Source organism: Aliiroseovarius sp. xm-d-517 (genome assembly GCF_013283135.1).
In the GTDB taxonomy this organism is placed as follows: domain Bacteria; phylum Pseudomonadota; class Alphaproteobacteria; order Rhodobacterales; family Rhodobacteraceae; genus Aliiroseovarius; species Aliiroseovarius crassostreae.
The window spans coordinates 22845-34127 of record NZ_WBXT01000002.1 but is presented as its reverse complement, the minus strand read 5'-3'; the positions used below and the strand labels follow the sequence as shown (position 1 = coordinate 34127).

Annotated in this window: 10 protein-coding genes; 2 read left to right on the top strand and 8 right to left on the bottom strand. The window is 59.2% G+C overall.

What is annotated here, in order from left to right; translation table 11 throughout:
- Nucleotides 1-26: 26 nt before the first annotated feature.
- From XMD517_RS15320 to rocF, 3 genes are read right to left on the bottom strand one after another with little or no spacing between them, the layout of a single operon-like run.
- Complete coding sequence (locus tag XMD517_RS15320) at nt 27-1067, bottom strand: ornithine cyclodeaminase (RefSeq protein WP_371734359.1); 1041 nt, start codon at nt 1065-1067, stop codon at nt 27-29.
- Nucleotides 1068-1079: 12 nt separating this feature from the next.
- Entirely contained in the window at nt 1080-2000 is a 921-nt protein-coding gene (gene ctlX, locus XMD517_RS15315) for a citrulline utilization hydrolase CtlX (protein ID WP_173488152.1), read from the bottom strand.
- The gene (rocF, locus tag XMD517_RS15310; protein WP_173488153.1) at nt 2000-2920 is read right to left on the bottom strand and encodes an arginase; all 921 of its coding nucleotides are present in this window, start codon (nt 2918-2920) and stop codon (nt 2000-2002) included. Before rocF ends, ctlX begins: the two co-directional genes overlap by 1 nt.
- Before the next feature lie 86 nt (nt 2921-3006).
- Here rocF and XMD517_RS15305 point away from each other — a divergent pair, with 86 nt between their 5' ends.
- Both XMD517_RS15305 and XMD517_RS15300 read left to right on the top strand, forming a co-directional pair.
- Entirely contained in the window at nt 3007-3432 is a 426-nt protein-coding gene (locus XMD517_RS15305) for an Lrp/AsnC family transcriptional regulator (RefSeq protein ID WP_173488154.1), read from the top strand.
- Nucleotides 3433-3510: 78 nt separating this feature from the next.
- The gene (locus tag XMD517_RS15300; RefSeq protein WP_173488155.1) at nt 3511-5847 is read left to right on the top strand and encodes a Tex family protein; all 2337 of its coding nucleotides are present in this window, start codon (nt 3511-3513) and stop codon (nt 5845-5847) included.
- A 35-nt stretch (nt 5848-5882) separates the two neighbouring features.
- Here XMD517_RS15300 and arsJ read toward each other — a convergent pair whose 3' ends face one another.
- The 5 genes from arsJ to XMD517_RS15275 all read right to left on the bottom strand — a co-directional run bounded on the left by arsJ (nt 5883) and on the right by XMD517_RS15275 (nt 11282).
- Complete coding sequence (gene arsJ / locus XMD517_RS15295; RefSeq protein ID WP_254450051.1) at nt 5883-7106, bottom strand: organoarsenical effux MFS transporter ArsJ; 1224 nt, start codon at nt 7104-7106, stop codon at nt 5883-5885.
- Between the two features lie 38 nt (nt 7107-7144).
- A complete protein-coding gene (locus tag XMD517_RS15290) occupies nt 7145-8143 on the bottom strand; it encodes an ArsJ-associated glyceraldehyde-3-phosphate dehydrogenase (protein WP_173488157.1) in 999 nt (332 codons plus the stop codon).
- Nucleotides 8140-8958, bottom strand: coding sequence for a helix-turn-helix domain-containing protein (locus tag XMD517_RS15285; RefSeq protein ID WP_173488158.1), 819 nt, complete (start codon nt 8956-8958; stop codon nt 8140-8142). Before XMD517_RS15285 ends, XMD517_RS15290 begins: the two co-directional genes overlap by 4 nt.
- 135 nt (nt 8959-9093) lie before the next feature.
- Nucleotides 9094-10365, bottom strand: coding sequence for an ABC transporter permease (locus tag XMD517_RS15280; protein ID WP_173488159.1), 1272 nt, complete (start codon nt 10363-10365; stop codon nt 9094-9096).
- The gene (locus tag XMD517_RS15275) at nt 10362-11282 is read right to left on the bottom strand and encodes an ABC transporter permease (RefSeq protein ID WP_173488160.1); all 921 of its coding nucleotides are present in this window, start codon (nt 11280-11282) and stop codon (nt 10362-10364) included. Before XMD517_RS15275 ends, XMD517_RS15280 begins: the two co-directional genes overlap by 4 nt.
- Nucleotide 11283 lies beyond the last annotated feature (1 nt).

Below are 11283 nucleotides of genomic sequence, written 5' to 3'. Positions count from 1 at the left end.
GCCCCACTCCAAGCGGTATGGTTGCGTTACTTCGCCCGATTGACCATGCCGAACAGATCCCGTGGGTCATCCGGATCGGCCAACATGTCCAGAGTTTCAAAAAACTCGGTGCCTTCAATGGCTTGCTTGACATACCGCAACGCCGAGAAGTCCTCGATTGCAAAGCCGACACTGTCAAACAGCGTGATCTGGCGATCGTCCTTGCGACCTGGGACCTGTCCGGTCATAACCTGCCACATTTCAATGACCGGATGATCAGCGTCCAACGCCTGAATCTCGCCTTCAATGCGGGTCTGCTCCGGGTATTCGACGAAAATATCCGAGCGCAACAGGATGTCGCGGTGCAGCTCGGTCTTGCCCGGACAATCCCCCCCGATCGCGTTGATATGCACACCCGCGCCGATCATATTGTCGGTCAGGATCGTGGCGTTTTTCTTGTCAGCCGTGCAGGTGGTAATGATCTGTGCCCCGAGGGTCACCTCTTCCGGGGTCTTGCATTGCACCACACTCAATCCGCGCCCGGCCAGGTTTGCAGCGCATTTGGCAGTTGCCGCCGGATCGGTGTCATAAAGGCGCACCGTGTCGATGCCGCAAAGCGCCTTGAAGGCCAGACATTGGAACTCTGACTGCGCGCCATTTCCGATCATCGCCATGGTGGTCGCACCCTTGGGGGCGAGGTATTTCCCCACCAGGGCCGAGGTCGCCGCCGTGCGCAGCGCGGTCAGGATCGTCATTTCGGTCAGAAGCGTGGGATAACCGGTGTAAACATCCGCCAACAGGCCAAAGGCGGTTACGGTCTGCAACCCTTCGGAAGTGTTTTTCGGATGCCCGTTCACATATTTGAACCCATAGGCCTCACCATCCGAGGTCGGCATCAGCTCAATCACCCCATGCGGTGAATGGGCGGGCACGCGCGGGGTCTTGTCGAAGCTTTCCCAACGTTTGAAATCGCGTTCAATCTCGGCCGCGATCCCGGTCATCATCTGTTCCAGCCCGATATGGTGGATCAGTTTCATCATGTGGTCGACGGATACAAAAGGCACCAGCGCCTTGTCGGACGGTTGCATGGTCATGGCTCCTTAACGGCGAGCAAGATGGATGCCGGCAATCATGCAGCGCACGGATCCACCCGCAGTTTCAATTGTGGGTATGGAGAGCGGCAACGGCGCCGCACTTTGTTCGATAATGGCGATCTGATCCGAGCGCAGCGCCTTTAGGGCGCGTTCGGACAGGGCAAGAATGCGCCCGTCCCGCCCGGTCAGCTCAATCGCATTGCCGGCAAATTCACCGATCTGCTCATGGCTGAGGTCAATCACCTTGCGCCCCGTTTCTTCAAGCCGTGCCCGCAGCTCGGCGCGCCGCACCGGATCAACGATCATATCAAGGCAGATCAGGGCATAATCGGCGCCGATCCCCATCAGGACATTGGTGTGATAGACATCCCGACCCTGCGCATCGCGTGCCTCAAACACCATGGGTTCATAGTTGAAATGGGTGCAGAACCGCTCCAGCAGCACCGGATCGGCCCGATGGGACGACACCGTATAGGCAATGCGCGCCAGGTGGTCGAGCACCATCGCCCCCGTTCCTTCCAGGGCAAGATTGTCGGCCTCAAGTCCCGAGTAATCAATCACATCCTGCACCCGGTATTCCGCCTTGAGCATCTCGATCACGTCAGCCCGCCGTTCGCGGCGTCGGGACGGGACAAACATCGGGTAGATGGCCACATGACCACCGGGATGGGTGGAAAACCAGTTGTTCGGAAACACGCTGTCCGGCGTGTTCTTTTCCCCCAGATCATCAAATACATGCACCCGAACCCCGGCGGACCGCAAAGCCTCAACCGCCGCATCATGTTCGTCGCGCGCCGCCACCGACGTCGCTTTTGCCGACCGGTTCGACAGGGTCTGAAACGCGTTGTCATCCCGTGTCTCGGGATTTGACATGAAGGCATGGGGTCGGATCATGACCACCGCACTGGGGGCCTGCAGCGCAATCATCAGAAGCTCCGGGTGGGGCGATCAAACACACGCCGCCCCAGAAGCGAGGCGGTGAGGTCCACCATCAGCATGGCCGTACGCCCGCGTTCATCCAGAAACGGGTTCAGCTCCACCAGATCCAAAGAGGTCACAAGCCCACTGTCACACAGAAGCTCCATCACCAGATGCGCCTCGCGTTCGGTTGCCCCTCCGGGCACGGTTGTGCCAACCGCGGGCGCGATGGATGGATCCAGAAAATCCACATCCAGCGACACATGCAGCATCCCGTTTGCCGCTTTCACCCGATCCAGAAAAGACACCAGGGGCGCCTTGATCCCATGTTCATCAATCGCCCGCATATCGGCCAGCATCGCATTATGTTTGGCCAGCGCCGCATGTTCCGCAGGATCGACCGAGCGCAGCCCCATCATGCCCACATGTTCGACCTCAACCTTGGCGTCCAGCGCGGGAAAATCATGAAACCCCGGCTGCCCGGTAAAATATGCGACCGGACAGCCGTGCAGGTTGCCACTCTCGGTGCTTTGTGGCGTGTGGAAATCCGTATGCGCATCCAGCCAAAGGACGAAAAGAGGGCGCCCCTGCGACTTGGCATAGGCCGCCATCCCGGCCACCGAGCCCATCGCCAGCGCATGATCTCCGCCCAGAAAAATCGGCATCCCTCGCGCCGCAGAAACCTGTGCCGTGCGGGTCAAGGCCCGTGTCCAACCGACACATTCCGGCAGCTGAACCAGATGGTCATGCGCGGGCATGTTCTCCGGATCGGGGACCACATCCCCGATATCTTCCACCTGATGCCCAAGCGCGGTCAGCGCCTCGGCCAGTCCAGCCACCCGATAGGCATCCGGGCCCATCCGGCACCCCTGACGCCGCTTGCCCGAATCCATCGGGATCCCAACGAGAATGATGTTTTTCTGTTCCATATCTCATCTATTCGCGAGGATCCGGCTTGCCGGAAGGGATTAAATTGCTCAAAATGAGCCAGCATTAATCAAATTGGTGAGCATTGATGGACAAATTGGACACTCGCCTCCTGACGCTTCTGCATCGCGATGGCCGTGCCTCCGTGTCAGAGCTTGCCGACCACCTTGGGGTCACACGCACCACGGTGCGCAGTCGGCTTGACGCCCTCAAGGCGCGGGGCGAGGTGGTTGGCTTCACCGTTGTCACCCGGCAGGACGTGGCCCCCAACCCCGTTCGGGGGCTGATGATGCTGGGCATCGAGGGGCGCGGCACCGAACGACTGATGTCCCGCGTCGCGGCCCTTCCGCAGGTCATGGCTGTGCATTCCACAAACGGCACCTGGGACCTGATTGCCGAAATCGGCACTCAGACGCTGGAAGAACTGGATCAGGTGCTGTTTACCATCCGTCGGATGGAAGGCATTACGCGGTCCGAAACCAACCTGCTGCTCTCAACCAAACGCGGGCGATAATCCGCCAGCACACCCTGTCATTCCCCCTTCCCCAGCCTCGGAACTGACGCTAAACAGGTCATCCGAACAGGAGAGATCATGGACACCAACACCCGCATTTCCCAGGCCATCGCGACCGATATTTCTGCGTCTTCCCAACAAGTTAATGCAGCAGTGGAGTTGCTTGATGGCGGCGCCACCGTGCCCTTCATCGCCCGATACCGGAAAGAAGTCACCGGCGGGCTGGATGACACCCAGCTGCGCACACTTGCCGATCGGCTGTCCTATCTGCGTGAGCTGGAAGCCCGGCGCGAGGTCATTCTGGGCAGCATCAGGGATCAGGGCAAACTCACCGAAGAGCTGGCCAGATCCATCGCGGCGGCAGACACGAAATCCACGCTCGAAGACCTTTATCTGCCCTATAAACCCAAGCGCCGTACCAAGGCGATGATCGCACGGGAAAACGGGCTGGAACCGCTGCTGGACAAAATCCGCAGCAACCGAACCATTGCCCCCGAAACCCACGCCGAAGCCTTCGTGACCGAGGCTGTGCCAACGGTGAAAGACGCGCTCAATGGCGCGCGGGATATCCTGGTCGAAGAGCTCTCTGAAAATGCGGAACTTGTCGGCGCGCTGCGTATATTCATGCAGCGCGAAGCCCTTCTGACGGCCAAACTTGTCTCAGGTCAGGAACAGGCCGGGGCAAAGTTCTCGGATTATTTCGATCATCAGGAATTGTGGTCAAAAACCCCGTCACACCGGGCTCTGGCCATGCTGCGCGCCTCGAAGGAAGGGGTGATCACACTTGATATTGCGCCCGATGAAGAGGGCGCGACACGGGCGGTGGATATGGTTGCGGCCCGATTGGAAGCCAGCGGTCAAACCCCCGGGGATGAGTGGCTGCGCACCGTCGCCCGCTGGGCGTGGCGGGTAAAACTTGCGCTGTCGATGACGCTTGACCTGATGGGGGACCTGCGTGCCCGCGCCCATGACGAAGCGATTGATGTTTTTGCCCGCAACCTCAAGGATTTGCTGCTGGCCGCCCCGGCCGGGCCGCGCGCCACATTGGGTCTGGATCCGGGCATTCGCACCGGAGTGAAGGCCGCGGTTGTGGATGCCACCGGCAAGCTTTTGGACACGGCCACGCTTTACCCATTTCAGCCAAGAATGGACGTGCAGGGATCACACGCGGCACTTCTTGCGTTGATCGCCAAACACAATATTGAACTGATTGCCATCGGCAACGGCACAGCCTCGCGCGAGACCGAGCGCCTGGTCGCCGACACGCTCAAACGCCTGCCTACGGGCGCCAAAGCCCCAACTAAGGTGGTGGTCAGCGAGGCTGGGGCATCGGTTTATTCCGCGTCCGAACTGGCCGCAAAGGAATTCCCGGACCTCGACGTATCGCTGCGTGGCGCTGTGTCGATTGCGCGGCGCTTGCAGGACCCGCTGGCCGAGCTGGTGAAAATCGACCCGCAGTCAATCGGCGTTGGGCAATATCAGCATGACGTGGACCAGCGCCGCCTGTCAAAATCGCTGGAAGCCGTGGTCGAGGACGCGGTGAACGCGGTGGGGGTGGACCTGAACATGGCCTCGGCCCCGCTGCTTGCGCATGTCTCGGGCCTGTCCTCGTCGCTGGCACAATCCATCGTGACCCATCGCGACATCAACGGCGCGTTCCCGTCACGCAAGGCACTGCTGAAGGTCTCGGGCCTTGGTCCGCGCGCGTTTGAACAATGCGCGGGTTTTTTGCGGATCCGGGACGGGGAAGAACCTCTGGATGCCTCAGCCGTACACCCGGAAGCCTATGATGTCGCACGCAAAATCGTGTCTGCCTGCGGGCGGGATCTGCGGGATCTGATGGGCAATGAAGGCGCATTGAAATCCCTGAAAGCCGCGGATTTTGTCAGTGGTGATTTTGGCCTGCCCACCGTGCGCGACATCTTTTCGGAACTGGAAAAACCGGGCCGCGACCCGCGACCCAGCTTCAAAACTGCGAGCTTCACCGATGGGGTGGAGGAAATCTCTGACCTGAAACCCGGTATGGTGTTGGAAGGCACGGTGACCAATGTGGCGGCCTTCGGAGCCTTTGTGGATATCGGGGTGCATCAGGATGGGCTGGTGCATATCAGCCAACTGGCTGATCGGTTCGTGAAAGACCCGCATGAGGTGGTGAAAACCGGTGATGTGGTCAAGGTGACGGTGACCGAGGTGGACATTCCGCGCAAACGTATTGGGTTGACCATGCGCAAGGATGGCGGGGCGTCCGCAAAGGAAGATCGCAATGCACGGGGTCCGTGCAAGCAACATGACCGCCGCCCGCCGCGTGGCGGCAAACCGGGTGGGCGCAATATGTCCTCCGGCCCGAAATCATCGGGCGGGCCTCAGGTGGGTGGGCTTGGGTCTGCATTGCTGGATGCCATGAAGAAGAAATGAAGCGCCGCCCCGGTCAAAACAGGCCGGGGCGATTTTTACGTGGCCTGTTGCGGCGACAATCGCGCCGCGCCGAGTGCAGACAGGCCCAGCATTATGGCGGCCACGGCCAGACAGGCGGGCAATCCGCCAAGCTGGTAACTTGCACCAGACAGGACCGTTCCGATCAGCCGCCCGGCAGCATTTGCCATATAGTAAAAGCCCACATCCATCGTGACCCGTTTTTCATCGGTAAAGGCGAGGATCAGGTAGGAATGCAGGGACGAGTTCAGCGCAAAGAGCGCACCGAAGAGCAAAAGTCCGACCACCAGAGTGAGGGTAAGCCACATCGCGGCGGATCCCGCCAGATAAGTCACCAATGCCAGCGCCGCAGGCACCAATGCAAGCCATACGACCGCGCGGGTTGCCAGCCGGGTCAACTCCTCTGCCCCGCGCGACTTGGCCCGCAAAAGCCGCGGCGCATTGGCCTGCACCACGCCGTAGAAGATGATCCAGAGCGCCATAAATCCGCCCACCAGAAAAAACGCCCTGTGATCCCCTTTGGGACTGCCATCTGACAAAACAGCATGGAAATAGATCGGGATGCCGACCACAAACCACACATCCCGCGCGCCGAACAGGAAGACGCGGGCGAAGCTGAGCCAGTTGATATTTCGGTTCTTGGAAAAGACCTCTCGGAATTTGGCATCTTTGCGCCCGGTTGGCAGGCCCGTGGGCATTTTTGCCATGATGGCCGCGAGGATCACGCCCAGCACAGCGGCCATACCAAACAGGGCCGCGTTGAACCCGGCGAGCGCCAAAAGCGCCGCGCCCAGCAAAAAGCCCAGCCCTTTCACCGCGTTTTTCGATCCGGTCAGCACGGCGACCCAGCGGAAGAGCCCATCGCCTTCGGTGGGGGCGAGCAGCTTGACCGCCGATTTCGACGACATTTTCGCCAGATCCTTCGCCACGCCAGATGCGCCCTGCACCAACATCACATAGGCCACGGACAGGGTGACGGTCCATGTCGGGTCCAATTGTGTCAGCGCCAGAAGGGCGATGATCTGAAGCCCAAGCCCCGCATACAGCGTCGATGTCAGGCCAAACCGCGCGGCAATCCAGCCCGCAGACAGGTTGGTGATGACCCCTGCGATCTCATACAAAACAAAGAGATAGGCCAGCTCAACCGGCGAAAACCCCAGCGTGTGAAAGTGCAACAGCACCAACATGCGCAGTGCACCATCGGTTAACATGAACGCCCAATAGGCGGCAGTGACGGCCATATAGGCCGCCAAGCCCCTGGGCCGTCCTTCAGGCTGCGTCACAGTGATTTCCCCACCATCAGGGCCACATCTGCCAGACGCATCGCATAGCCCCATTCATTATCATACCAGGCGTAAATCTTCAGTTGGGTGCCGTTCACAACCATGGTCGAAAGCGCATCAATGATCGAACTGCGGTCATCATTGGTGTAGTCGGTGGACACCAGCGGGCGGTCCTCATAGCCCAGAATGCCCCTGAGCGGCCCTTCAGCAGCCGCTTTGAAGGCCGCGTTCACCTCCTCCGCCGTGGTCTCACGCTCCAGCTCAAACACGATGTCGGTCAGCGAGGCATTCAAGAGTGGCACCCGCACCGCATGGCCATTGAGCTTGCCGGTCAGTTCCGGGAAAATCTGAGTGATCGCCTTGGCCGAGCCGGTGGTGGTGGGGATCAGTGAATTCAGCGCGGAACGGGCACGGCGCAGATCTTTGGCGGGGCGGTCCACGATGGTTTGCGTGTTGGTCACGTCGTGGATTGTGGTCATGGATCCGTGCTTGATGCCGAAATTGTCCAGAACCACTTTCACCACGGGCGCGAGACAATTGGTGGTGCAGCTGGCGGCGGTGACGATGCGGTGGATCTCCGCGTCATAGATGTGGTCATTCACACCAAAAACGATATTGGCGGCTTCGTCTTCTTTCACGGGGGCCGAGACCACCACCTTTTTCACCCCTGCCGCAAAGTAAGGCGCGAGTTTCGCAGCGGTTTTGAAAGCACCGGTGCAGTCGATCACCACGTCAACTCCGTTCAAAGGCAGCTCTTCCAGAGTGCGGGTGCAGGTCACCGGCAGGCGGGTGCCGTCGATGGTAATGCTGTCCGCATCGTGGGCAAATTCGGCAGGCCAACGGCCATGCACCGTGTCAAACTCCAACAGATGCGCATGCATCTCGGGGTCGCCGACCGCATCGTTCAGAAAGGCGATTTTGGCGCCGCGTTCCAGAAGCGGGCGCAGGGCAAGCTTGCCCATCCGGCCCAAGCCATTGATCGCGTAGGTGGTCATTTCTTTTCTCCAGACTGGGAAATTTCATCAAGTTCGTTTTGCAGCGACAGGCGGTCCAGCGCGGGAACATCAAGTGCTGCAAACAGGGTCAGACGACGATGGAGTTCGCCATATACCCGCTGAAACCCCAGCAACATCTCGGCTGGGGTAGAGTGGTTTTGCGGCGTTGCCGGATCCGGCACGCCCCAATGGGCCGTCACTGGCAAACCCGGCCAGCTCGGACAATCTTCGTTTGCGGCCCGGTCACAGACGGTGAACACAAAGTCGAACACCTCGTCCTTCAGGTCAGACATATGCCTGGGGCGCAGCCCCGTCACGTCATGCCCCTTGTCCTGCAAAATCTGCAAACAGATCGGGTTCAGCGCCACGGCGGGTCGGGTGCCTGCCGAACGGACCTCAAACCGTCCACCGGCAAGGTCGCGCAGGATCACCTCTGCCATGATTGAGCGGGCCGAATTTCCGGTGCAAAGGAACAGAACTTTCTGCTTTTCACGCGGCGTGGAAAAGATCTCCGGCACCGCACAATTGGCAGGGCGTCCCCGGCAGCAATCCTTGTAAAGATAGCTTGTCAGACTATCGGCCCCGTCCGGGTCAAAGCGGTAAAGCTGGCTGCGGCCCTCACGTTTTTGTTCAATCAGACCGGCGCGCAGCAATGTTCCCAGATAGACCGACATGGTATTGGTGCGCTGACCCAGAATTTCAGCAAGATCACCCGACGCGACATAATCCGGATAGCGCCGCACCAGCAGGCGATAGAGCGCCATGCGGCCTGCATGCCCCAAAGCTGTGAGGCGTTCAATCTGTAACTTGTCCATGAGGCGGTCCCCTTTTAAAGACTTCCATATTTCATGAATAAATGAAGTATGAAACAGAAAAGTGACAATTCCCGAACCCACCCAAAAACAAAACGGCCCGCACAAAGCGGGCCGTTTTATTGGTTTATTGGTGGATCAATTTCCGTCGGAATTCAGTGCATTTGGATCAAACACATTTCCGAACCCGGAGTTGTTGCCACCACTGTCTGACGGGGCAGCCTCTCCTCCCGCGTTGCCTTCATCGCCACCAAGGGTGTTTGGTGCAAACACGTTTCCAAACCCCGAGTTGTTCGAAGGCTTCGGTGCCGTTTGCGCCCCTGCCCCGCCCTGTTGCTGGGCTTTCTCAGCGGCTTCCTTGGCGCGTTTGTCGCGCAGCTCCTGAATGCGACGCTCGGTTTCCAGGCGCTTTTGCTCCTGCACGCCCGCGATACATTGATCAGGACTATAGGCCATCGCCGAGCCAATCACCGAAGCCATGCCGATCAGCACCACGATCAGTGCAATCGCGGCCGGGTTGCGGCTAATGATGCCGGGCACTTCGACCTTCCCGGCAAGCTCACTTACAGTGGCATCCTTGCGCGCCTCGGCAACCAGGGCCTTGCGTTTGATATTCGCCTCGTTGATCAGGGCAAAAATCACGGTCAGGGCGACGATCATGAAGGCCAGGGCCGAGATTGACGGGTTGATCCCGTAACGCACTTTCTGCGCCAGTTCGATGGTCAGCGTCGGGTATTCCCCGAAGGTGAAGGTGGTGGTGTTGTAGTTCTCGAACGAGGCGAGGAACGCCAGCACCGCCGCAGACGCAATTGCCGGGAACATGAACGGAAGCATGACCTTGCGGAAGGCCTGGGCATGGGTGGCCCCCAGATCCAGCGCCGCTTCGGTCAGCGTGGTGTCATAACGCTGCAGACGGGCCACCAGCACCAGCATGCAATAGCTGGCGATAAAAGTGGACTGACCGATAATGGTCAGAAACAGCCCGTTTGACAGAAAGCTGTCCGCCCCCAGCCCCAGCATCCGGTTGATGCGATCCCAGAACACCAGGGTCGAGATCCCCAGCACCACGCCGGGAATAAGGATCGGCGCAATGATAATGGTGTAGTAGGTGGCGCGCAGCTTGGGCCAGATCTGGGTCAGCATCAGCGCCCCCGCCAGCCCCATCGACACCGACAGGATCACCGTGCCAGCCCCCACCAGGATCGAGTTCCAGATGCCCGTAAGGATACGCTCATCTTGAAACAGAACCCCAAACCAGTCGAAGGTCAGGCACTCCCATGGGGTCATGCTGGGAAATGTTGGCGAGTTGAACGCCGTCATCGACATGATGATCAGCGGACCCAGAAGATAGGCAAAGAAGATGCCCAGATAGATCCAGATCGAGATACGGATGATTTTATCAGAGCTCATTTGCCGATATCCCCCATGTTCACTTTGAACAGGCGCATCACTGCCAGAACCAGCAGAATACAGGTGACCAGAAGGACAATTGCGTAGGCTGCCCCCTGTGGCCAGTCAGAGTTGTCGTTGAACTGCTGGTATATCAGCTGGGTGAACCAGAGCGACGACGGACCGCCAAGGATCTGCGGCGCCGCCAGCGCACCGGCGGACAACATGAACACCATGGTGCAGCCCGAGCTGATCCCCGGTTTGGCGTAAGGGATCACCACCCGCCAATGGATCCGCCACCAGGGCGCGCCCAGATCACGGGCGGCCTCGATCTGGTTGCCATCAAGGCTTTCGATCACGTTATACATCGGGAAGATCATCAACAGGATGTAGGCATAGCCCAGACCAGCATAAAGCGCGATGTCATTGCGGATAAAATCAAACGGCGTGTCAAAGATCCCGGTGCCCACAAGGAGCGTGTTCAACACCCCGCTTTCGCCAAAGATAATCCGCAGGGCAAAGGCCCGCAGGATCTCGTTGATCCAATAGGGAATGATCAGCATCAGGGCGAAGATGCGAATGTGATTGCCTTTGCTCTGTCCCAGATAATAAGCGATCGGATAACAGAACAGCAGGTTGAAGATGGTCACACAGACTGCGGCCACCAGCGTGCGGAAGAACACTTTCAGGTCCACCGCATTATAATCCTGCGACCCACCTTCCGGGCCATAGATCAGGTATTTGTAGTTCTCCAGCGTATAGACGTCCTTTGGCCCGCCGATCTCCGGGGGCGGCAGGTTGGGCCGGAACGAGAAATCAAGCATCGACAGCTGGGGCAGTATGATCAGGCCCACGACCCAGAAGAGGACAAGCCCCAACATGATCGACCCCATAAGCGTGCCGTTGCGATTGAAAAATTCTTTCAGGAAGCCAGGCATA

Excerpts from the sequence above, each read along its gene's own strand:
- ctlX (WP_173488152.1), bottom strand. The coding sequence starts at position 2,000 with ATGATTGCGCTGCAGGCCCCCAGTGCGGTGGTCATGATCCGACCCCAT.
- XMD517_RS15290 (WP_173488157.1), bottom strand. The coding sequence starts at position 8,143 with ATGACCACCTACGCGATCAATGGCTTGGGCCGGATGGGCAAGCTTGCC.
- XMD517_RS15305 (WP_173488154.1), top strand. The coding sequence starts at position 3,007 with ATGGACAAATTGGACACTCGCCTCCTGACGCTTCTGCATCGCGATGGC.
- XMD517_RS15300 (WP_173488155.1), top strand. The coding sequence starts at position 3,511 with ATGGACACCAACACCCGCATTTCCCAGGCCATCGCGACCGATATTTCT.
- XMD517_RS15275 (WP_173488160.1), bottom strand. The coding sequence starts at position 11,282 with ATGCCTGGCTTCCTGAAAGAATTTTTCAATCGCAACGGCACGCTTATG.
- XMD517_RS15320 (WP_371734359.1), bottom strand. The coding sequence starts at position 1,067 with ATGCAACCGTCCGACAAGGCGCTGGTGCCTTTTGTATCCGTCGACCAC.
- arsJ (WP_254450051.1), bottom strand. The coding sequence starts at position 7,106 with ATGGCCGTCACTGCCGCCTATTGGGCGTTCATGTTAACCGATGGTGCA.
- XMD517_RS15285 (WP_173488158.1), bottom strand. The coding sequence starts at position 8,958 with ATGGACAAGTTACAGATTGAACGCCTCACAGCTTTGGGGCATGCAGGC.
- XMD517_RS15280 (WP_173488159.1), bottom strand. The coding sequence starts at position 10,365 with ATGAGCTCTGATAAAATCATCCGTATCTCGATCTGGATCTATCTGGGC.
- rocF (WP_173488153.1), bottom strand. The coding sequence starts at position 2,920 with ATGGAACAGAAAAACATCATTCTCGTTGGGATCCCGATGGATTCGGGC.